General features: G+C 40.0%; 26 protein-coding genes and 1 tRNA gene. 10 read left to right on the forward strand and 17 right to left on the reverse strand.

All coding sequences use genetic code 11. From position 1 onward, the window contains the following. Positions 1-183: 183 nt before the first annotated feature. The 5 genes from K8Q91_02065 to K8Q91_02085 form a co-directional block, all read right to left on the reverse strand. A complete protein-coding gene (locus K8Q91_02065) occupies positions 184-564 on the reverse strand; it encodes a hypothetical protein (protein MCE9628760.1) in 381 nt (126 codons plus the stop codon). Positions 565-676: 112 nt separating this feature from the next. Next, the gene (locus K8Q91_02070) at positions 677-1,576 is read right to left on the reverse strand and encodes a class I SAM-dependent methyltransferase (GenBank protein MCE9628761.1); all 900 of its coding nucleotides are present in this window, start codon (positions 1,574-1,576) and stop codon (positions 677-679) included. Positions 1,577-1,581: 5 nt separating this feature from the next. Further along, complete coding sequence (locus tag K8Q91_02075) at positions 1,582-2,187, reverse strand: AAA family ATPase (GenBank protein MCE9628762.1); 606 nt, start codon at positions 2,185-2,187, stop codon at positions 1,582-1,584. Further along, complete coding sequence (locus K8Q91_02080) at positions 2,180-3,091, reverse strand: HAD hydrolase-like protein (GenBank protein ID MCE9628763.1); 912 nt, start codon at positions 3,089-3,091, stop codon at positions 2,180-2,182. Before K8Q91_02080 ends, K8Q91_02075 begins: the two co-directional genes overlap by 8 nt. A gap of 67 nt (positions 3,092-3,158) precedes the next feature. Beyond that, on the reverse strand, positions 3,159-3,611 hold the full coding sequence (locus K8Q91_02085) for a hypothetical protein (GenBank protein MCE9628764.1): 453 nt from the start codon (positions 3,609-3,611) through the stop codon (positions 3,159-3,161). 156 nt (positions 3,612-3,767) lie between these two features. On the opposite strand from K8Q91_02085, the gene K8Q91_02090 reads away from it, so the two are divergent. Continuing rightward, entirely contained in the window at positions 3,768-4,796 is a 1,029-nt protein-coding gene (locus K8Q91_02090; GenBank protein ID MCE9628765.1) for a class A beta-lactamase-related serine hydrolase, read from the forward strand. Positions 4,797-4,836: 40 nt separating this feature from the next. Here K8Q91_02090 and K8Q91_02095 read toward each other — a convergent pair whose 3' ends face one another. The 6 genes from K8Q91_02095 to K8Q91_02120 all read right to left on the reverse strand — a co-directional run bounded on the left by K8Q91_02095 (position 4,837) and on the right by K8Q91_02120 (position 8,136). Next, the gene (locus K8Q91_02095; GenBank protein MCE9628766.1) at positions 4,837-5,601 is read right to left on the reverse strand and encodes a DUF1295 domain-containing protein; all 765 of its coding nucleotides are present in this window, start codon (positions 5,599-5,601) and stop codon (positions 4,837-4,839) included. A 125-nt stretch (positions 5,602-5,726) separates the two neighbouring features. Continuing rightward, positions 5,727-6,314, reverse strand: coding sequence for a septation protein IspZ (locus K8Q91_02100; protein MCE9628767.1), 588 nt, complete (start codon positions 6,312-6,314; stop codon positions 5,727-5,729). 24 nt (positions 6,315-6,338) lie between these two features. After that, positions 6,339-6,626, reverse strand: coding sequence for a YdeI/OmpD-associated family protein (locus K8Q91_02105; protein ID MCE9628768.1), 288 nt, complete (start codon positions 6,624-6,626; stop codon positions 6,339-6,341). 115 nt (positions 6,627-6,741) lie between these two features. Beyond that, positions 6,742-7,110: a DUF2200 domain-containing protein gene (locus tag K8Q91_02110; protein ID MCE9628769.1), complete on the reverse strand. Its 369-nt coding sequence runs from the start codon at positions 7,108-7,110 to the stop codon at positions 6,742-6,744. A gap of 88 nt (positions 7,111-7,198) precedes the next feature. Continuing rightward, entirely contained in the window at positions 7,199-7,615 is a 417-nt protein-coding gene (locus K8Q91_02115) for a hypothetical protein (protein MCE9628770.1), read from the reverse strand. A gap of 8 nt (positions 7,616-7,623) precedes the next feature. Next, positions 7,624-8,136, reverse strand: coding sequence for a cytochrome b5 domain-containing protein (locus K8Q91_02120; protein MCE9628771.1), 513 nt, complete (start codon positions 8,134-8,136; stop codon positions 7,624-7,626). 287 nt (positions 8,137-8,423) lie between these two features. On the opposite strand from K8Q91_02120, the gene K8Q91_02125 reads away from it, so the two are divergent. Then, complete coding sequence (locus tag K8Q91_02125; protein MCE9628772.1) at positions 8,424-8,726, forward strand: hypothetical protein; 303 nt, start codon at positions 8,424-8,426, stop codon at positions 8,724-8,726. A gap of 225 nt (positions 8,727-8,951) precedes the next feature. On the opposite strand, the gene K8Q91_02130 is transcribed toward K8Q91_02125, so the two are convergent. Both K8Q91_02130 and K8Q91_02135 read right to left on the reverse strand, forming a co-directional pair. Continuing rightward, positions 8,952-9,251 carry a collagen-like protein gene (locus K8Q91_02130; GenBank protein MCE9628773.1) on the reverse strand — a complete coding sequence of 100 codons (300 nt, stop codon included), beginning with the start codon at positions 9,249-9,251 and terminating at the stop codon, positions 8,952-8,954. A gap of 7 nt (positions 9,252-9,258) precedes the next feature. Continuing rightward, the gene (locus tag K8Q91_02135) at positions 9,259-11,469 is read right to left on the reverse strand and encodes an AAA family ATPase (protein MCE9628774.1); all 2,211 of its coding nucleotides are present in this window, start codon (positions 11,467-11,469) and stop codon (positions 9,259-9,261) included. A gap of 443 nt (positions 11,470-11,912) precedes the next feature. Between K8Q91_02135 and K8Q91_02140 the strand changes: the two genes are divergently transcribed. The 4 genes from K8Q91_02140 (at position 11,913) to K8Q91_02155 (ending at position 13,643) form a co-directional block, all read left to right on the forward strand. Continuing rightward, positions 11,913-12,185 (forward strand): metal-sensing transcriptional repressor, encoded by a 273-nt coding sequence (locus tag K8Q91_02140; GenBank protein ID MCE9628775.1) that lies wholly within the window; start codon positions 11,913-11,915, stop codon positions 12,183-12,185. Between the two features lie 18 nt (positions 12,186-12,203). Continuing rightward, positions 12,204-12,812 (forward strand): hypothetical protein, encoded by a 609-nt coding sequence (locus tag K8Q91_02145; protein MCE9628776.1) that lies wholly within the window; start codon positions 12,204-12,206, stop codon positions 12,810-12,812. 1 nt (position 12,813) lies between these two features. After that, positions 12,814-13,185, forward strand: a complete 372-nt coding sequence (locus tag K8Q91_02150) for a hypothetical protein (protein ID MCE9628777.1) — start codon at positions 12,814-12,816, stop codon at positions 13,183-13,185. Between the two features lie 158 nt (positions 13,186-13,343). Then, positions 13,344-13,643 carry a DUF305 domain-containing protein gene (locus K8Q91_02155; GenBank protein ID MCE9628778.1) on the forward strand — a complete coding sequence of 100 codons (300 nt, stop codon included), beginning with the start codon at positions 13,344-13,346 and terminating at the stop codon, positions 13,641-13,643. A 73-nt stretch (positions 13,644-13,716) separates the two neighbouring features. Here K8Q91_02155 and K8Q91_02160 read toward each other — a convergent pair whose 3' ends face one another. Next, positions 13,717-14,712, reverse strand: a complete 996-nt coding sequence (locus K8Q91_02160; protein ID MCE9628779.1) for a hypothetical protein — start codon at positions 14,710-14,712, stop codon at positions 13,717-13,719. After that, positions 14,651-15,568 (reverse strand): DUF4238 domain-containing protein, encoded by a 918-nt coding sequence (locus K8Q91_02165; protein ID MCE9628780.1) that lies wholly within the window; start codon positions 15,566-15,568, stop codon positions 14,651-14,653. The genes K8Q91_02160 and K8Q91_02165 overlap by 62 nt, the downstream gene beginning before the upstream one ends. Positions 15,569-16,016: 448 nt before the next feature. Between K8Q91_02165 and K8Q91_02170 the strand changes: the two genes are divergently transcribed. From K8Q91_02170 to K8Q91_02180, 3 genes are all read left to right on the forward strand, one after another. Beyond that, positions 16,017-16,271 (forward strand): hypothetical protein, encoded by a 255-nt coding sequence (locus tag K8Q91_02170; GenBank protein ID MCE9628781.1) that lies wholly within the window; start codon positions 16,017-16,019, stop codon positions 16,269-16,271. A gap of 25 nt (positions 16,272-16,296) precedes the next feature. After that, on the forward strand, positions 16,297-16,965 hold the full coding sequence (locus K8Q91_02175) for an HTH domain-containing protein (protein MCE9628782.1): 669 nt from the start codon (positions 16,297-16,299) through the stop codon (positions 16,963-16,965). 312 nt (positions 16,966-17,277) lie between these two features. Then, positions 17,278-18,987, forward strand: coding sequence for a recombinase family protein (locus K8Q91_02180; GenBank protein MCE9628783.1), 1,710 nt, complete (start codon positions 17,278-17,280; stop codon positions 18,985-18,987). On the opposite strand, the gene K8Q91_02185 is transcribed toward K8Q91_02180, so the two are convergent. Then, a tRNA-Glu gene (locus K8Q91_02185) sits at positions 18,947-19,021 on the reverse strand. The two genes, K8Q91_02180 and K8Q91_02185, sit on opposite strands and share 41 nt — an antisense overlap. Positions 19,022-19,158: 137 nt before the next feature. On the opposite strand from K8Q91_02185, the gene K8Q91_02190 reads away from it, so the two are divergent. After that, on the forward strand, positions 19,159-19,647 hold the full coding sequence (locus K8Q91_02190) for a hypothetical protein (GenBank protein ID MCE9628784.1): 489 nt from the start codon (positions 19,159-19,161) through the stop codon (positions 19,645-19,647). Positions 19,648-19,736: 89 nt separating this feature from the next. Here K8Q91_02190 and K8Q91_02195 read toward each other — a convergent pair whose 3' ends face one another. Further along, positions 19,737-20,090 carry a hypothetical protein gene (locus tag K8Q91_02195; protein ID MCE9628785.1) on the reverse strand — a complete coding sequence of 118 codons (354 nt, stop codon included), beginning with the start codon at positions 20,088-20,090 and terminating at the stop codon, positions 19,737-19,739. Positions 20,091-20,142 lie beyond the last annotated feature (52 nt).

The following is a 20,142-nucleotide window of genomic DNA, read 5'->3' on the forward strand; positions in this document are numbered from 1 at the left end:
CGACTATCTTATTTGTTTTTTAACCTGATGAAAAGTTGCGCGAGACAGTCCGCGACTCTTTTTCTAAGGTCAAATAGGTACTAAGGTCCACTAGTATTCTATAACTAAGTATATCTTTTGTCAAATAACAAGAAACCGCCCTCCAACGGTTCCTTGACGGTTCGTTTGGTTTGAGCGGTTAGTTTAGTGCTGAGGAAGTCCGGACTGCCGGACCTCTTCCATAAGGAGATCTTTCGTATTCCTCGACACGAGCTGCTCGATAACAGCTCGGCCAAGCAGGCCCTCAGCGGCATCAACGGAATCAACCATGATGTCCAGCCGACGGCCACAGCGGCCGTAGAAATATCCGTAAGTACGGCCGCCCTCCTCCCGCTTTTCAGCCAAGCGGAAAGTATGGTGACCGACATTGGGGGGATTTTCATCCCAAACCATCTGGTCAACCAGACGGTTACCCGGCGTGCAACTTGGCGTCGCCAGACGGGGGTCAATCCCTCCAGAGACAAGAACAATATTGTTTCCAACAACGAGAACAATCACGGTAAACACCCTCCTATCTTGATTCAATACAACAGGATAACTATAGCCCAATGCTATAGACCCCCTCCACTCTGTATTATAACATTTTATATATTAAAGTCAATAAGTTTGCCCTAATACCCTTTAGCCCGGGCATTTTTTACTTCTGAAACTCGCCTACCATATGAACACCTTGTTTGAGTCGGCCGTTGAGACGAAGACCTAGGTTATAGCTTGTTTGTAAATTTAAACCATACTCCGAGATTAATTTAGTCCAATCTTCCCAAGTCCGGTACTGGCCCGTCCACTGCATGTGTGGATTGTGGACATTAATTAGCCAGTCGTTAGCAATAATAAATTCCCACCGCTCGGCCGGAGTTAGATCATAAAATCGTCTCGTTAGATCAGCATCTGTTTGCAAACCAAAATTAGTCACAATATTAGGAATAGTGGAATAATCAAAATCCTTAGTAAATGTTTCTTCCATCAAAACTAACTTCCCACCTGGTTTTAATAAACCACGACAAATATTTAACGTATTCCGAATAACTTCTTCATTAGGAAAATGATGAAAGGTATGTTGAATCAAGATCACATCAACGGATCCTGGAGGTATAGGAAACGAAGTGGCGTCTGGCTCAACCTGATAATATTCTCCCCTATCTGGAAACATGAAATCGCCGTTTTGCGGAATAATATCTACTCCAATAAATTTCACCGCCTCATACCGGCGAGCATAGTAGTTAATTGCCGCTAATCGATTGGCTCCGATATCCAAAAAAGTTTCTACACCGTCTAATTTAATTAGGCTAAATTCCTCATTCTCAGTCACTTTAACTTTAATATCATCCTTTATCTGTAACAACAATTTGGCACATTCTTTCCGTAACACATCAGTATCAATAACCCCCTTTCCTTTCCAGGCTGTCATCACAAATTCTTCCGCCTGGTCTTTGGGAATCCCCGCCCAAGTGTAGTTAGTCACAAAGAAATCTGCCAGCAGTTTCGTCACAGCTGGACTTTGCCAAATTTCAAAAGGGTGTTTGTTGAGTATATTCATACCCCTTACAAATCCATCTTTTTTATCAGCTTAATAATATCTTCCTTATTTTCAAAATCCATCTCACTCCGATCAAGGGTAATCAGAGTTGTGGTCGACGGAACAAGATCAAAAACTCTTTCATACTTCTCTTGTAGTGGGACGATAATATCTTTATAAAAGTTGCCCGTATCAAAATCCCTACCACCCAACTCTATAAATTTTCTAGTTCCTGCTTCATTATTTTTTAAATACAAAATAATATCAGGCCATTGAAGACTTTTTAAATCTATCTGAGCCATTTCTTGAGCTACACTCTTGTCATAACCTTCCAGTAAGACATCAACATACATTTGGTAATCAATCCAAAATGTATCAAGTAAGATTCCTGATTTAGATTCCTGTAGGTCTATTGCTTCTAGAAAATGGTCAATTTGCTTGTTACGAAACCATAAAATCCTTCGTAAGGAATTTTGATTATTTTTTATATCGTTCTCTATAAAATCTGGGAAAACATCCCCCTGGCCTTCTAAAAATGGGTAGAAATCTAAAGTCTCAGCCAGCTTGTTTACTAAAAATGACTTTCCACTACGAGGGGCCCCGATGACGGCAACAATCTTACCCTTACTCATGTTCTTCTTCTTGACGTAATTCTTTACTATATGAACGCAAATCTAGTACACCTTCTAAGTCCTCAACAATATAATCAGGTAGATACATTCCTAATCTTTTATATTCATTGTCTCCTCGAGCTACCGCTATTGTCTTGACCCCTTCAACTCTCTTGGCATCTTTAATATCACTCGGCAAATCGCCAATCATTACTGTTTTTTCCCGGGTTTCTCCTTTATCCGCAATAATCTGTATCATTCCCGATTTATCATGACAGTCTGCATGTATCTCATCAAAATCTTCAGCAATATTCTCTTTCGCTAAAACCTCTTTAATATACTTCTCCGACCCAGCTGAGATTATGTGGATTTTCAGATTTGGATTATTCTGTTTCGCTTCTTTAAGTTTATTCAAAACATCCTTAACTTCTGGATACAGAGCAGCTGGAGTATGGTGTTCATTATTTACTTGAGTTTGAACTTCCCGATAGGTATCCTTAAAGTCTGTTAACTCTTCTGGCGTATTTAACGATATACCAAAACGCTTATAGTAATCTTGGAAAGGAGCTTGATAAGAGTTGGCGATATCCTCAACGCTCGTTGGTGTTGGTATATTTTTATCTGCTTTCTTGTCCAATGTAAGCTCTAAAGCTCGATAAACTGAATATGTACTGTCATACAAAACGCCGTCAAAATCAAAAATTATATCATTAAAAAGTGTCGTGATTGATCCCTCACGTTCTTGGTGTTCGGAAAAAGATTCTACAGTATCTCGATATGTAATAGCGTCCTGATAGTCTAAAGGTTGGGTCACCCCTACTGCTCTTTGTTTATCCATAATTGACAGGAGATACAAAAAGTCTTCACGATCTTTTCGATCTTCTTCTGTTAATTCTGATTGAATTTCATTATCTAATCTTTCCATTTTGTATATCAAAATACTACCAGGTTACAGCTAAAAATGACAGTCTGAGGGCAAGGCTCCCTATATACTATATTTGTATTATATACCAAACCAACAAGGCCAGACCACTCCACCAGCCTAGATCAGAAACCACTAAACCAACCATTATTTTCATCTGCCAACTGTTGGGTAGTAACTCCGCTGATCTACCCTCTTTTTCTCGTTTTAGCAAAAACGGACTAACTATAAAAGACAAAAGCACTCCATTTAAAATCAATACCACCGCAATCAAAGCATGCAATTGCGGAATTAGTTCACCATAAGATCCGCGATAAAAAATAAACCCGCCAACCACCGCCAAGAAAATACCCAACCAAATTAATGGTTTGGTCACTTTATGAGTTCTAGTGGTCGCTTCGGTCCAATAAGTAGACTTTCGGCCCAAAAAACCATGCAAATCGATAACTGTGACCGCCCCTAAGCCGATAATAAAACCAGCTAATAATGAAAATAGACCAATAAAATCTAAAAGATTAATCATTATTTAATTATAAAATACTTTAGATTATTAAAACAGTATTTCCTTGTATACCATGATTTTAGTATCCCTGTCGAGCTCTAATAAAAATCAAAAAACAGGGGCGACAGTCCTGTTTTAAAATGGTAGTATTTTTAGATTAAAGGAAATAGTTCTCAAATGATGGCGTTCACAAAAATTAATAAAAACTACTTTCGAATTATTTTTGAAGTCCTTATTTTGTGTGCAGGAATCACTTTGGGTTTGATTATTAATAAACCAGACGAACCTCAAACAATAGAAAGTGTTCGGGAAACTTCATCAAGTTACAAGTTTATCAATCCCCTCCTGTTTGTAAAAGTCCCCGAAGATCCAGCTGACTCTGAGTACTCATCACTTAAAAAAATAATCGGCCAGTACGTAGAAAATGTAATTGATCAAAAAAAGGTTAGTGAAATGTCAGTATATTACCGCAACCTAAACACAAGCCAATGGATCTCCATCAACCCAGAAGAAACTTTCTACCCAGCCAGCATGCTTAAAGTGGCAACTCTAATTTCTGTTCTTCGAGTGGCCGAATCAGATCCCCACCTTCTTTCTCGCACCGTTAGCTTAAATGGTGATGATAGTTTCCTTAAGGAAGGTCAAACAAAGTACCAGTCAGAAAACCCAGTAAAAAGCGGTTATTCATACACCATCAAAGAACTAGTTGACCGCCTCGCAATAGACTCAGACAACGCCGCGGACAATGCTCTTCAAAACATTGTTGGAGAAAATAAAATTTTAAAGACCTATCATGATCTTAAGCTTCCGGAACCAGGACCACGCTCTCAAGGTAATACCTACACCGCCCGAGAATATTCCCATCTTTGGAGAGCTCTCTATAACGGCACATACCTGTCACGCACTCTTTCAGAACAAGTTTTAGAGCTTCTTAGCCGAACAAAATTTACACAAGGCCTTGTGGCGGGAGTACCAGCTGACATAGTTGTTTCTCACAAATTTGGTGTACGCACTGTCCTGACTGACAACTCTTCAACTTCTCCTTTATATCGAGAGCTCCATGATTGCGGTATCGTCTATAATAAAAATGCACCCTATTTTATTTGCGTTATGACTCGCGGAAATGATTTCGACACACTTGAATCAGTCATCAAGGATATTTCTAAAATAACCTGGGATCATATTTCAAATCTTAACTCGCAATAAAAAACACCAAAAAACATAGTCAATAAAATAGGCGGTCAATTTATTTTCTAGGCAAAGGAATAAACATACTCGTCTTTTTTTTGTACTCTACAAACTCAGGATTCTCAGCCATCTTTTTCTCTAACATTGGTATGCCAGAAACTTTTAAAATCAAGGTAGTAATAGTTAGAGGTCCTATTATAGCAAAAGCACCATTTGGGACAGACAACGCGACCAGCCAAATACCCCACCATTGTACCACTTCCCCAAAATAATTTGGATGGCGTGTGTAAGCCCATAAACCACCTTGCATTAACTTACCCTTGTTTGCTGGGTTTTTAATAAATCGAACCAACTGAGCATCACCTACAACTTCAAAATAAAAACCAAGTAACCAGACCAGCACCCCCAAAAAATCCAACACACCTAGGGTTGGTTCTGAATTTTTATTTATCACCAGCACTGGTAAAACAATCAAGAATAGTAACAGGCCCTGCAAAAGATAAACCTGTAGAAACGAACGTAGATAAAACCACTGACCCCACTCTTTGCGCCACGCCAAATAGCGATAATCCTCACTCTTTCCCTTATTGCGAGTGTGGATATGCCAAGCGAGGCGCAACCCCCAAATAGTTACTAAGATATTTATTAGAATCTCTCGCGGTCCAGAATAATCAACAAGAAAAAATGATATCCAACTTATAAGTACAAAACCTAAGCCCCAAGCCACATCAGCCACATCGTTTCTTTTTTTCACTAAAGAAACTACGAACCAAAGGCTCATGTAGACAAACAGGATTAGACCAAGGGTTAAATAATAGTTCATTGTTCAATCTTACTAGGGACCAAAGTAGGCACTAGTTGAAACCGAGTCTATAGTAATAAACACCGGTAAGGCTATTGCCAGTAGTATACAAAAGCCTAACTGATAATTATGTAATTATAGCACAATCATATTTTCATACCCCACGAGTTTGCATTTGGATTTCGTTCTTTACGAGAAAGCAGAAACTGCCACATCGAAAACAGAATGAAAGCAAGCAAGGTCACCATCTTGTAGTTAACCCACTGCTCCGTCGTAAAATACCACAACGCCAGCTGATTAGAGAAAGCCAATAGAAAAGCAAACACCATCCATCTTATAGAGACAATCCTCCACCCATTATCTGTAATATCGAAGATACTAATAAAAAGTTTTTTCAATATCAGAACCCCTTTAAGATAGTATCCAAGTATAATCAGAAATAATAAACCCCAGAATAATGTGTCTTTAAAGATCAGATAGGTAGGGTTTGATGAGAAAACAGTCACTCCCCCAAAAATAATAATTAAACCAGATGAAAAAAGAGAGAAAATGGCGATTCTTTTTTCGACATATGTTGATAAAAGAAAAGCAATCAAAACAACAACTACCAGGGCGATAGTTGCGTTTACAAAATCAACCAAATTAAAAATAATAAAGAAAAGTACTATTGGTCCAAATTCTATAAATAAATTTAGTGCTAATTTGAGTGAGAAGTTTTTTGTCTTGTTTTCCATTTTTTGCTCCAGTGAGTCGTAAATCTACTTTTTCTTATCAAACCACTTTTGAGCTTTGGGTTTTCGATGAGGACAGCCGGGCCAGCAACAAGGCCGTCTTTTTCCTCTTCGTAAGTCCTCACTTAGCCTAGCTAAGTGTTCTGTCCGGGTTGCCTCTTTTTTGACTATTGTTACCCAACAAATCCATTCATTACGAGCCAGTGGTGTTAACCCATTCCACAACTCTAAAATATCTTTATTTGATTGAAGTACTGCTGTGAGATCTTTTGGAACTCGGTGGATAGTATCAGAGTTTGTCGTCTTTTTGGTCATACTAGTAAGTGTAACAAAACATTACAAACTCATCTATTCTACTTACACCACTCTAAAAAGACAGCTCCCAAGAGCATAATAAAATTAATAACACCGGAATAGTAATTATTATATATTACTGTCGTAGAATCTTCTCCATCACTTTTCCTTTAGCCAACTCATCAATCAGCTTATCCAAATATCGAATTTCTCTCATCGTTGGTTCTTTAATCTCTTCTATTCGCACACCGCAAATCACCCCTTTAACCAAAGTCCGTAAAGGATTGAGTTTTGGTGCCTTGGCAAAGAAAGTTTCAAAATCTGTCCGTTTTTTTAGCTGTTCCTCTAATCCTTTCTGGCTGTAACCTGTCAGCCAGCAGATGATCTCATCGACTTCTTTTTTAGTCCGACCTTTTTTCTCTGCTTTAGCAACATAATGGGGGTAGACACTGACAAAACTGGTTGTATAAATACGGTGTTTTTTGGTGGGAGCTTCTGGTTTCATATTTATTTTATTTTAACAAAATTACAGATAGACCCGCATCCAGAACTCTTTTCAGGAAACACAAAAAGTGACAAAAGTGACAGAAATTTTATAATCCGAAAAAACCAATAAGAACAGACGCCACCCAACCGCCTCCAGATAGCATCCCTGATAACAACAATAGTCTCCTCTCCTCCTTAGAAAGCTCTATATATGGAGTGATAGTGGCTTTGCGCATCAGCTGGCTAATAAAAATACCATTAATTAAGAGCGTAGAAACAAAGGCAAGTTTTGCATAAAATAAAGGCTTGGTAAGGATAACCGCCCACATTGGTACCATTACCGCAACACCTGTGATAATTAACAAACTTATTCCTAGCATAACCAACCAATGAGACCATTCTACTTTTTTTCGATCGAGAACTAGTTTGCGTCCAGTAAAATACTGAAAACCCATATGATCGGCATATAGAATTACCGGAACCGTGATAATAAGAGAGACTAGATGAAGAAAGCCAAAGTCCATATTTTTATTTATTGTAATTTTCCTATTTTATAATTTTCTAAAATCGCTTCTGGTTTTGACTCACCCCCATGTTGACCTTCAAATAGAGATGACCCGTCTTTACCACAAATTTTTAGAATCTTACCTGAACCACCTGGATGCTTGGGAATATAAGCGGTTAGATCGTACACATTTCCAGCAATCACGGACCAGCACGAGTCAGCCGAAGCATGAGCCTCTACTTCTACCATAGTATAACCAGAAGCAACCACCGGCGACGCAGGGGTGTCAGTACTAGTATTAACCGGAACGACTAGTGGAGCTGTAACAGAAACAGGGCTAGGCGCCTTTGAAGGCTCTTTGTCTACAGGTTTTTTCTCCAACACTTTTTCAACAACCATAGTGGTTGGAGTACTAGAAGCTTCCTGTTCTACTACCGGACCATCAAGCTCCTGCTTAGCTATTGGGGATAAAATAAAATAGGCTCCACCAAAAAAAGCAAAAACTAGCACAACAGTAAAGATGAGTATTTTTGTATTCATACCTACTATTTTATACCTAAATTAATAATATAAAAAGAAGTAGTTCAGCCTTTTTACAGGCGCGCTTTTGTGACCCTAATTAGACGGAACTGGGACCAACTTACCAGAGAACTGGTTGGGTGGTATGGGTTATTGAGGGAGTTTGGAGGTGTGAAGGATTCTAAATGTAACAGCTTAAGATACCATTGACTAAATAGATATTATTGTATATAATACTGGTCAGGATTTTTGGTGATTACGTTACTAACTCCATAACAGAAAGGGACGACATGGGTACCATTTATTGCTTGATGAATCATGGTCCTGGTTTAACAGACTTGATTCGCCAGATCCTCTTCGATACTGCTCAGGAAATGGTCCGCCGTGACCTGAAACGGAAGCTGGTCAGAAATGACGACTTCGAGGGGGTGGTTACCACGAAGAAAGACTGGGCCCGAATGGGAGGAGTCAGTGGATACGTCTTCAGCGCCGTCGTTGAATCCGAGGCGGGGGTGAAAAACAACGTCTCCTACCTGGTACGACCGGCCGATCTCGAAGACCTTGAGGGTGGACGTGTCAGTAGTGTAAATTACCACTCGATGCTTAATTGAACTTTACAATCTGTGACCCCCGCCCCTCCCGAGAACCGCCCCGCGCAATTCCAGGTGGGGCGGTTTTTCTTTTACTTTTTTATTATCAAACCTTTTTAGCTTCAGGTTTTTAATAGATATTTTGACGAGTGAACCTTTTCGAGATAGAACCCAGCCGATGTGTTACCAAATAAGGTCATTTCGACTATAAATCTAGAGATCCCAATGAGCCTTTTAGAGCGTTAGTTATTCAAGTAGCCTTTTAAAGACTTCTTCATATCCTGTATAGCCACGATTACCACGGTTCCCAGGATTTCCTGGTGAACCGGGACTTCCTGGGTTCCCTGGATTTCCAATATTCCCATAATTTCCGAGCCTCTTATCTAAAACCATATCTCCTTCGAGTTCACCAACGTATTGACCAGTTAATTTGTGCACATGGGTACCATTAATTTGACCCACAGGATTACCCTTCATGTCGTAAATGAATTTATCCCTGTAGAAACCTATAGCACTCCCCGATTGTTCATATAAATAATTTGTCATAGATAGATTAAATATTATAGGTTGCATAATGGTCTTTATCAACACTTTTTATCACTTCAAAGAAATTTTTAATTCTTTGTGAACTTGCCTGCAAGACAGTTACATCATATTTATCAAACCCTAAAAATTCATGTGAACCATGATTTATAAATCGATACATCACTTTCTCTTCTTGAGCGACTTCTTGTTCTATAACATCCTTGTCTGCGGGATTTGAGTTGTCTAGTCTATATTTTTTGTATTTGGCGTACAGCTGAGCAAGTTTGCTTTTCAGGTCGCCGTGTCCATACTTAAAGTGTAGAAATGTTTCCAAAGCTCGTCTGAGTAAGTTTGCGGCCAAAATAGCATCGTCTAAGTCTATACTGTCCTTCACTTCATTCAATTTTGTTATTGAATATAAATAGTCAGATCTATATTTTTTAAGGTTGTCATCCAACTCTTGAATTGTTGAGCCGGTATTCTTTAGTGAGATTTGAAAAAATTTAACTAAATCGTCTCTAATTTTTCCGTCTTTTCTGTAACTTTGGAGAAGGTGGCCAAAAATATCTAAATTGTGAGAAAGAATGAAATATTGTCTGTCAGGACGACTTTCAATTTCTCCCGATAGTATTGCAAACACCTGAAAAAGTGAGTCAGAATCAAGACTTGAAACAGGATCATCAATGACTATAACGGAATTCTTATCAATCTGATTATCTTCATCATTGATACTTAAAAGAAAATATGCCAAAGCTAAGAAGTTTCTCTCTCCCTCACTCAAGGAACTGAGTTCACACTTAGCACCATCACGTTTGAGCACATAACCAACTTCTCCATCTGAATCATCCAAAGATATTTCTTTATATGGGAAAGTCGATTTGAGTAGTCTGTTTATTCTATCTGCAGGAATTTGAACATTTTTAGCCACCTTTTTAAGCTCTTTTAAATCTTCTTCAATTAGTTTTATATCTCCTTCGTGCTTTGACTTTTCTGCTTGACAGTCTTCATACTCCTTCTTCTTTGAGGTGTATTTTATATATGCCCTTGCGACATAATCTTTTTCGATACTCCAAGCAATTGAACCAACGTCGAAAGTTTCTTCTTCGACAAAAAGATCATCAAAGGTTATTTTTTCGACTATTTTTTTTATGTCTTTTCTCTTTTTTTCCACTCTAGATCGTAATGTGAGAAATAGAGTCTCTAAGGTTTCCTTTTTAGTAACGTAAAAACTCTCGCATATTCCAATCTCACTTATTGCGCTCTCAGTTTTTGCACTTATTCCATCCAAGGCGTTACTGAGTTCCATTACATCTTCAGAAAAATGTTTCAATAACTCGTCTTCGTTGGTAATTTCTGACTCACAAAAAAGACAGTGGTTTAACTTTTCGGTTTCGTTTAGTTTATGAATACCAATTCCTTCCCTTACCCATTTTTCTTCTAGACTTCCGTCAGAATATTTTGCTAGTCTTTTTGATTCTTTGTAAACAGGAATAAAAGTGAGGTATTTATTAATTTTATCTGTTTTTTCAACCACCCAATCATTCCATTTTTTCAAAGTCTTATACTCTCTCTCCTTTACAGATAGATTAGATAAAGTAGATATTCTTTGTTTTAGTTCAGATTCCTCACTTATAAAGTCATCAACTTGTTTTCCTTCGATGATTGCTTTTGATAGCCACTCTATTCTTTTTTCAAAAGAAGATTTGATATAAGAATTATATAAACCATTACTTTCTACCACAGGATCTTTCCTTAAATGTCCAATTCCACTTATTTTTCGTATGTTTTCAGAAACTTCTTTTGATATGTCATCGTACTCGTTCTTGCAGGCCTTTAGTTTACTTAGCTTTTCCTTTGCACCTTCAAGTTCCTTTTCTTTTTTTGAAAAATCAACACCAGCGGAACCAATTGCTACAACATATGGGAGATGGGTTTGGTCAATTGCCTCTTTTATATAGTCTTCATTAAAAACGCGAATCTTATCAGTGAAACCTGAAAGTTCACTGTGTTTCTTAGCGCCGGTATCAAATTGAGTAGTAAATTGTGCACCGTTAATTTTATCTTCAGAATTAATTATCCCTTTTTCATATGACCTAATTATTCTAGAAACTATTGTTTTTCCAGAACCATTCCATCCCAAAATAATATTTACCTTGTCGTGAAAATCTCCAACGGTCGCATCCCAGATGAAGTTCTTAAATGCACCACATTTGATATTTTGGATTTTCTTTATTTTCACATTTATATTCTAACAAAAATAACCTCAAATGAAGTATATTTTGCATACTTCTCGTGCTAGCTGTTGTTGGTGATTTTCTATTTGTTGTGGTCCACAATAATTTGTTTTTCGTCAAAAACAAATTTTCCAGACCCGGCCTCGACTTTTTTGTTGCTACAAAAACATGTCTCCGGCTTCACAAAAGCGAAAAAGCCTGAGGCAGTCCAGCCTTTTTAAAGGCGCGCTTTTGTGAGCCCATTGTACTTTGAATGGAACACCATGAAAAGCACCGTCCTTAGATGGGAGGAGGTTTTCGGAAGCTTGGGTAATTTGCGAGAATTAGTCCTTACTTAGAGGGATTTTCAAGCTTTCGGAATCATTTGAACTTACCCAAGTGGTATTAGAACAAGAAAGCACGTATCTATGCTTGATTACGTATACCCCCTAGGGGTATACTAGTAGATATGAGACAAGATATTAAAACAAAAGCCGCCCGCCGCTTAAAAATCGTTGAGGGTCAGGTGCGGGGACTACAGAAAATGGTTGAGGAGGAAAAATATTGTATAGACATCATCACCCAAGCTTCTGCTATTAAGGAAGCATTGACTGGTGTGGAAGATTTAATACTTGAAAATCACCTCACTACCCACGTTATACATCAAATAAAACACGGTAAGGAGCAACAGGCCGCAACCGAAATACTTAAAGTTTATAAGCTAGCCCAACGCAAAAAATAATTTATGTATACATGCCCCATGCACCCAGAAGTAGTGAGCGATAAACCGGGCAAATGCCCGAAGTGTCATATGGACCTCGTACCGCAAAACTCAACGCCAAAAGTCCACCATATGACCGACGACAAAGGCCTTGGAAATCTCACGTGGAAAAGCTACATGCCCCTTATTGCTATTGGAGCCGTTCTTCTCCTTGCATCTGTTACCATTTCAATTCACGATGCTAATTTAGGTGTCTTTGCAATTGAAAAGAGCATGTCCTATTTCATGATTGGGTTCTTCCTTACGTTTGCCACTTTCAAACTGATGGACCTACCCGGTTTTGCACACGGGTATCAAACCTATGACCTCTTGGCGACAAAAGCGCCGTGGTATGGATATGTCTATCCGTTTATAGAATTATTCTTTGGGCTAGCAATGATACTTATACCGTTCTCTCGTGAACTCTTAGTCGCAGAGTTCGTTGTAATGGCATTTAGTGGTCTTGGGGTAGCAATCAAAATTGCTAAGAAAGAGGAGTTTATGTGTGCGTGTCTCGGTACGTTCCTAAAAGTTCCTCTCACGAAAGTAACTTTGATTGAAGATTTTGGAATGGCGGCACTTGCAGGGATAATGTTTTTCTTAATGTAGTATGCAATTTCTAAAACAAACAATTTTAACTCTCGCACTCGTTGCCTTTGTAGGAATGGCGGGTTTTGGAATGTTTGCAATGACCGGACATCACCACGAGCCGGGGTGTCCATTCATGCCGGGAGAGCAAGCAATATGCGAGATGAATATCTTTGACCATATTTCCGCTTGGCAAAGTGCGTTTACAGGAGTTTTGCCGTCCATTTTTATACTTGTTCTTATAGCCGCTTTATTCTTTGTACATTGGTTTAACTACGACAAACCGCCCGACTTGCGAGGCAAGGTTGGTCCTAGGAGTAGTCCCGGTTTAAACAGACCTAATCTATACCAAGAACTATTCTCTAGCGGCATACTTAACCCAAAAGCACCCTAGCCACTTGTAATCTCTCTTATTAATTAATCTTAAAATACATGCAAAAAAATACAGGAATTATTATCGCAATTGTTACTCTCATTGTAGGTCTCGGACTTGGTTATGTCGTAGGTACAAACAAAGCTCCTACGGCCCCACAAAGCGCCGCAGGGGGTCATATGATGCCTGACGGCTCAATGATGGGTAATGGCGGTGGCTCTATGAGCATGGCCGAAATGATGGCTTCAATGAACGCTGAACTGAACGGTAAGACAGGCGACGAGTTCGATAAGGCATTTATCAGTGAAATGATAATGCACCATCAGGGGGCGGTAGAGATGGCGCAATTGGCTTTGAAGAACGCTAAGCACGCCGAGATTAAAACTCTGGCAAACGCAATTATCTCTGCACAAAATAAAGAAATTGCAGATATGAAAGCGTGGCAAGAAGCATGGTATGGGAGCGAGACCAACAACTAATTAAAAGTAGATAAGGTAAAAATGGCCCTGCAAATTGCGGGGTCATTTTGTTTATTGGGCTAATCCGAGAACACTAAAGCGATGGGTGTTGCCCGTCTGGCATATCTAATCCCATTTCTCGGACGTAATCGCGGAGTTTTCGATTTTTATGAACGATATCTTTTTCAAACTTATCAATTTTTTCTATCAAGCGATTATCAGTTGCCGGATTGGCAATGGCCCTTGCTTCAACAAGAAGTTTATTTGCTCGACGAAAACGCTGGAATGAGGGCATTTTTGTCGCAAGGTTGTAAATAGTATGTGCTTGTTCCGATGGCTTATTCGCAAGTTTGAACTCTACAATTGCTTTCTCAAAATACTGAATACATTTGTCGCGAGACAGGTTAATTTTTTTGCGCTCTTCGCGACGATAAAGATAAAGGTCTAGGTTCCACCGACGAACGAAATGTGTATTTGCAATCTTGGCTTTAAATTTTCCGCCTTTCTGAAAATCGAGTTTATCAGTCAGATATTTGTGGCTGTATACATCTCCAATCGTGGAGAATGCATGACCTCGAAACTCGTGGTCCAGTCCCTGTTCTGCTCTTTCAATAACAAGTGCAAGGGTCGTGTCTGCCTCACGTTCAAGCTCTTTACGCTTTTCGCCTAACGCTTCATATTCTTTCTTATCTTTCTCGGTCGAAAAACCTATCCATCCAAAGACCTCTGAAGCAAGCATCAAGTTTTTTTGCCTGTAGATTGCATCAGATAATTTAAGTCCAAGAAAGAAACATTTTTTACCCAACAGGTAGCTTTGTACACTTTCGTTTCCCGTCCGCTTAGCAATTTCTATCCCCTCATTTGCGACAGCGAGTAGTTTGTCTCCCTCGGTGACATGGTCTAAAACTCCTAGCATTGCAAGGAGTACATTAATCCGAACAGAGGGGTCTTGCGTTGTTATTGTCTCAAGCAAGCTTCTCGCTTCATCATATTCGCCGAGGTTATACAGCTCGACTGCTTTTTTCAGTTTATTTTGGTCTGGCATAGTATTCACGTTGTCGAAATCGCGCGATACGAGCTGGAATTTCATGCCTTAAAAAGCGTAGTAGGAAAACGGGGTCAAGTGGCAATCTTCGGAACCAGCGCCTCTTCAACTTTGGCGAGTTTGCAATGAAGTATTGATGTGAGTATCCGTAGACCATTCGATTGTCATTGTGCACCATATCTTCGGTAGCAAACAAATATCCACGAACATTGTTTATCCAACTGAAACAAACAGAGATTTCAGGTGAGAGTGGCATTCGCACTTCGACCCCTCTCTGTCCAAACGCAGGAGGGAAAAAACGTTGAAATTGCATCTGACTGTTGAATAGGTATGCGGGTGCATCTGACGTAATGAAAGACACGCGTTTATTTTTCGTGCAGAGAAATGCAACATTCATTTTAGATAGGATTTCCGCAATTTTAGGGGCCATTTCTATTACGCTCATTTTGTGAGCATCTTTCTTTGCTTCCTCCCATTCCTTAGAAGATTTTGCCGGTGCTCCGTGCACTGTTTCGAGTTGCTTTGCCCAACCAATCATTTGGTCCATTTGGTTCTCAACGTGTTCTTTCTGCTTCAAGGTTCGCTGGAGCATGGCGGCGACAAACGCACAAAAAATAGCGTGCTCGTAAGGTGTAAGCGGGAGCTTGTGCTTAATCTTTTTTTCAAATATGTCGGCATACTCACTTTCAAGTTGCGCCAACGACTTTTCAATAGAATAGTCACCTTGGAATGTATAAACATCTGTTTCCGTGAGCACGCTACGGATATTCTGCCTTTTGCCTCGCTTACTTTTACGCTCAAAAATCCAAACACACGGCCCGAAGTTGCTCGGTACTTTTGGGTCTACAAACTGCTTTAAATAACATTTCGGAATGGTGTGCTGGTTCTTCGGGTTTGACATTGTCTCTATATCATAGGGTATTTGCAGAATAATAGATATTTGGCGTTAATTGGAGTTAGGCATTTTCAAAAAACCTATATCTTTCAATGTATTTTCGACTTTTACGATTTTCTAAAGCCAATAAATCAAGGGTTTTGCATAAATAAAGAGATTTTAAGGTTAGGCATTTTTACAAAACCTATATTCTGCAAGCTCTTTTAGGAAAGATGCTTTTTCTAACCGTAAGAAAATGGTATAGTAATCATGCGTCCCACAGTAGTCGAATAATGTACGAGGTCTTTTGCTTCCTATGGAAGCCCAATTGCGGGCTGAAAGGGGGGCATTCGACCGCCACAATTGGTTGCCTCGTGCAATTCAGTACTGTGGGACGCCGGCTCCGAGTGTCTCCCTTTTTGTATTGTCGAACAGAAAAGGGGTTGGGCTGATTACCCACCTAGTTTTATAAATTATGCTCGTAGTAATTATTGTTCTGCTCTTACTACTTCTTGCAATCGCCGCCCCTGTGCAAATAATGGCGAACAAAAAGAAGTTGAAGCAAATGGACACGCTAATTGAAGCGTTCGAGGCACAAAGCTTCGAGACGCCGGAGGCAAAAGAAAATGCCAAGCGTGTGTTAAAGAAAAAGCTCGTTGGATTGAAAGCAAAGATACTTGCTGACAAGAAATCAACGGAAATCGCGGACGACAAACTCAATATTCTTTAAGCTTAGAATAAGCTAGAATTAGAGAATGATAGCGTCCCATAGTCAAAACAAGACCCTTAATCGTCTTGCAAAAATCTTAGAGTTTGTAGAGACGCAATACAGGTCACACGCGGACAAGGAAACATTCTTTTTGGGTGCCAGTGAGATTTTCCGCTTCGACCCACTTCTAAGCGATATGGATTTGCTAAAAATGGGTTTTGAGAAAATCACTGACGACACAGGGGGAAATGTAAAGATTGAGTTTCGGCAAGGATTACCCGAACGAAACACAGCTGACCCGACCCATGTTAGTTACGAACTTTATGTTTGGTTCTATGTTGAGGACCAAAATAAGTTCAGGGACTATCAAAGCTCTGTGAGGTCAAGAATTGAGAGAGAAACCAAGGCGGTCCAATTCATTCTCGACAGTCAGGGCTTCTTCTACCCAGAGGGTACGGGGCCAGAGAATAGGCACTCACTCAAAAGAAATAGCAACCGTTACCAGTTGCTTTACTTGTTAGCTAAGGAAAACAGATACATTGCAACAAAGGAACTTGCGGAAAAGCTGAATGTCTCGGCTCCAATAGTGAGAAAAAGGATAGGTGAGATTAGAAACATTATCGCCAAAAAGTGGGAGTTGTCGCGTGAAGCATTGTTTGAAAGTGACAATGCTTCCGGTTACCGAGTAACGAATGTCACTCTCCAAGAAAGCTAAAGAGGTATACCTCACCGAAACTACTACGGCTATAGCTGTTAACAACTTCGCAGAGAACTAAGCAAACAAGGGATTTTAGGTTTTCTCGTTCCGTACGCACGAGGGATTGCGGAGGTACGGGGTGGCTTCAATAGAGTTAGGGCATGGTATCGTTGCCCGATTTTAAAAAAGCACTTGGACCTCTTGGCGACAAACTCACAGAAAAAGAGATTGAGCGTCTCAATATTCTTTCAGCTCAACTTGCTGGTTCTCTTTTCAATATGTGGAGCCGAAAACTAAAAGAGAGTAGGCAGAATGAGAAACCAATAATTTATGGAAACGACCAAATACGCAATAATTGACTGTCGCGTTAGTGACCCGCAACAGTTGAAAGGTGGAAGCTTGGAAGACCAAGAGGTTATTGGTCGTGCAACAGCAATGCGCTACAACGCAACAGTTGCGCATGTTTTTAGAAAACCACATTCAGCAACAACTACAGAAAGAGATGATTTGGATGAAGTCATAGATTTTATTAAGAAATATCCTCATCAAATTCATTACTATATTTTTAAATGCATTGACCGATTTACCCGTGCCGGCTATCCCGAATACGAAAGAAGAAAAGCAGAATTAGAAAAACTAGGAGTTCAAATTATTGACTCCTACGGCGTAATTCAGCCGATACAAAACACACTCGACCACCTTGGTCAAAAATATAAATGGAGCATGTATTCTCCAAGTGAAATTGCTGAAATGATTTCGGCATATCAAGGAAAAGCAGAAGCAAGAGAGATTTTAACTCGAATGGTAGGTGCCGAAATCCGTCTTGTGCAAGAGGGGTTTGCTGTAAGACGCGCACCTGATGGATTACATAACAAGCGTATTTTTATTAATGGAAAAGATAGGGTCATTAGAGAAGCCGGAGAAAAAGCTCATTATTTTCAAAAGATGTATGAACTCCGAGCAGATGGTATTGATGATACGCAAATCGTCAACATTTTAAATGCCACAGGTTTCAAAACAAATATCTATACACGGTGGGATAGGAGTGACCCAGAACATCCTCGAAAAATTGGAACCAGAGGCGGTAAGGTTCTTACTGTAAAGCAGATGCAACGATATTTACTCCAAACAGAGTATGCCGGTGTAAGTTGTGAGAAGTGGAATAAACACAAGCCGGTCAGAACGCAGTACTTTGACGGCATTGTTTCTATAGACACTTTCAATCGAGCCAATCGTGGAAAAGTTTACATAAAAGTATCAGAGGGTGACGAGATTGAAGTGCTCTACAACTACTCTCCTTGGGGCCGTGTAAAGCGTCTAAGAGACAATCCGATGTACCCATGGAAATGTATAGCGTGTCCTTTCTGCAATAAATCAATGCTCGGTAGTCCGTCTACTGGAAAGTCGGGTGCTAAGTTCCATGGGTATCATTGTGGTGGTTCAAAATCAGGCGACAGAGCACATGAATATTTCCGTCTTGATAAGAAAACTTTTGAGAGTAATGTGAAAAATTACTTAGACAGTTTGAAATTCGAGGATGGATTTTTAGCAGGATTGGAATTGCACCTACTTAGCGAATATCGAGAAAGAGAAAAAGAAGTTGTACTCGAATCTTCTGCAATAAGCCGAACGGTATCTGATTTAAAAGCAGAGTTGGCCCAAAAGTTGGAAGCATTCGGTTTTGCTGAAAGTCCAATCACTAGGAAAATGATTGAACAGCAAATTGCTGAACTGGATGAACAGATAAAGGGAGCAGAGAGCCAACGAATGGAAATTGAAGTAAATGAGAAGAGTATCCGTGTCTTTGTACGCTATGCAAAATACGTAATGGAACACCCGGCGGAAATCCTTACAGAAGCTTGTGATTTACAGGGTCGCCGTGCTCTTTTGGGTCTGTTCTTTGAACAAACCCCGACCTATAACGAAATACTTAATGGAACACCAAAATTAACGGCTCTTTTCAAGCTTTCTGAAGAGTTTAAGGGTAATAAAACCCAACTGGTGACCCTACGGGGAATCGAACCCCGATTTAAGCCTTGAGAAGGCTCCGTCCTAACCGTTAGACGATAGGGCCAAATTGACTTTAACCCTTACAAAATAACACATTATTTTATTGACTTCCAGTCAGTATTGACTTTTTATATTATATATGCTATTATTAATATTAGACAACCGGACGACTAGTATAACTAGCGTCTATAGGAGCGAACATTGTATTACAAAGCCAACCTCGTTACCGGCCAGGTAGAGCCCATCGGGCGCGATCACCAGAGCGTCTGGGATTACCCTGGAGTCAAGGGCAACGGCCAGCACTTCCAGTTGCCCGGGCACGCCCTGGTCGAGTGGACTGGCGATGATCGCATGAAGCTCTGGCATCCCGAAACCGACCAAACCAGCGGCCATGTCGACATTTGGTACGAACACGAGCGCCGCGACGGCAAGAACGGTATCCGGATCGCAAATTACGGCGATCACGAACTGACCTTTTCGTCAGAAGGGCAGCTGAAGTACAGCTGGCCGTCCGGAGGCTGGAGTTTGATTCGCGTCATCGACGCAGTCGAGTCCCATCTCCAAGAAACGCTTGGTGGCAACCAACTGCATCTTCGCATGTGGATCGAGCTCAACTTCTACCCGGCCGGCGCGCCGAGCCTGAAGGAGTTGCAGGAAATCCAGCAGCGAAACGAGCAGGCCGCTGCCTAAGTCCAACATCGACTTCACCAGCCAACCACACACCCCGCCCAGCGACACGAGTCGCCGGGCGGGGTAAATTGTTTCTATTTTTTTAAAACCTATTTAGCTGGTAGGGCTAGAGTGGTGGAGTTTATTATTTTATTAGTTGATGGACGATAAATAATCAACTTTTGTGACTGAATGAAGACCAAAATCTTGTCACCATTTTTGGTGCCAGCAAAGAAAGGTTCATTCATTATTTTAGTTTCATCCACAATCGTAGCCACAGCTGGTATTTCAGCTGGCAATTCCATAATCAAACTAACTCGTTCAACCAGATCGGTCGCTTCTTTGGCGATTAAAGCCTCAGCATTATTGACGTCTTGCTTGGAAGAACCAAAGTAGTATCCCCCACCAATCAAGATCAGGATTGCAACCACCACAATAATTATTTTTTTATTTTTTGGACTCATATAACAATATTCTTATTAATTTTAATTAATCTAATTTTAACACCTCCCCACC

This window comes from Candidatus Vogelbacteria bacterium, assembly GCA_021414225.1.
Classification (GTDB): Bacteria; Patescibacteriota; Minisyncoccia; order Phycocordibacterales; family XYD1-FULL-46-19; genus JAIOOX01.

Coding starts and splice junctions, on each gene's coding strand:
- K8Q91_02080 (MCE9628763.1), bottom strand. CDS start 3,091: ATGGAAAGATTAGATAATGAAATTCAATCAGAATTAACAGAAGAAGAT.
- K8Q91_02070 (MCE9628761.1), bottom strand. CDS start 1,576: ATGAATATACTCAACAAACACCCTTTTGAAATTTGGCAAAGTCCAGCT.
- K8Q91_02110 (MCE9628769.1), bottom strand. CDS start 7,110: ATGAAACCAGAAGCTCCCACCAAAAAACACCGTATTTATACAACCAGT.
- K8Q91_02170 (MCE9628781.1), top strand. CDS start 16,017: ATGCTCGTAGTAATTATTGTTCTGCTCTTACTACTTCTTGCAATCGCC.
- K8Q91_02085 (MCE9628764.1), bottom strand. CDS start 3,611: ATGATTAATCTTTTAGATTTTATTGGTCTATTTTCATTATTAGCTGGT.
- K8Q91_02140 (MCE9628775.1), top strand. CDS start 11,913: ATGAGACAAGATATTAAAACAAAAGCCGCCCGCCGCTTAAAAATCGTT.
- K8Q91_02105 (MCE9628768.1), bottom strand. CDS start 6,626: ATGACCAAAAAGACGACAAACTCTGATACTATCCACCGAGTTCCAAAA.
- K8Q91_02165 (MCE9628780.1), bottom strand. CDS start 15,568: ATGTCAAACCCGAAGAACCAGCACACCATTCCGAAATGTTATTTAAAG.
- K8Q91_02175 (MCE9628782.1), top strand. CDS start 16,297: ATGATAGCGTCCCATAGTCAAAACAAGACCCTTAATCGTCTTGCAAAA.
- K8Q91_02090 (MCE9628765.1), top strand. CDS start 3,768: ATGATGGCGTTCACAAAAATTAATAAAAACTACTTTCGAATTATTTTT.
- K8Q91_02115 (MCE9628770.1), bottom strand. CDS start 7,615: ATGGACTTTGGCTTTCTTCATCTAGTCTCTCTTATTATCACGGTTCCG.
- K8Q91_02180 (MCE9628783.1), top strand. CDS start 17,278: ATGGAAACGACCAAATACGCAATAATTGACTGTCGCGTTAGTGACCCG.
- K8Q91_02120 (MCE9628771.1), bottom strand. CDS start 8,136: ATGAATACAAAAATACTCATCTTTACTGTTGTGCTAGTTTTTGCTTTT.
- K8Q91_02150 (MCE9628777.1), top strand. CDS start 12,814: ATGCAATTTCTAAAACAAACAATTTTAACTCTCGCACTCGTTGCCTTT.
- K8Q91_02130 (MCE9628773.1), bottom strand. CDS start 9,251: ATGACAAATTATTTATATGAACAATCGGGGAGTGCTATAGGTTTCTAC.
- K8Q91_02100 (MCE9628767.1), bottom strand. CDS start 6,314: ATGGAAAACAAGACAAAAAACTTCTCACTCAAATTAGCACTAAATTTA.
- K8Q91_02095 (MCE9628766.1), bottom strand. CDS start 5,601: ATGAACTATTATTTAACCCTTGGTCTAATCCTGTTTGTCTACATGAGC.
- K8Q91_02145 (MCE9628776.1), top strand. CDS start 12,204: ATGCACCCAGAAGTAGTGAGCGATAAACCGGGCAAATGCCCGAAGTGT.
- K8Q91_02075 (MCE9628762.1), bottom strand. CDS start 2,187: ATGAGTAAGGGTAAGATTGTTGCCGTCATCGGGGCCCCTCGTAGTGGA.
- K8Q91_02195 (MCE9628785.1), bottom strand. CDS start 20,090: ATGAGTCCAAAAAATAAAAAAATAATTATTGTGGTGGTTGCAATCCTG.
- K8Q91_02155 (MCE9628778.1), top strand. CDS start 13,344: ATGATGCCTGACGGCTCAATGATGGGTAATGGCGGTGGCTCTATGAGC.
- K8Q91_02160 (MCE9628779.1), bottom strand. CDS start 14,712: ATGAAATTCCAGCTCGTATCGCGCGATTTCGACAACGTGAATACTATG.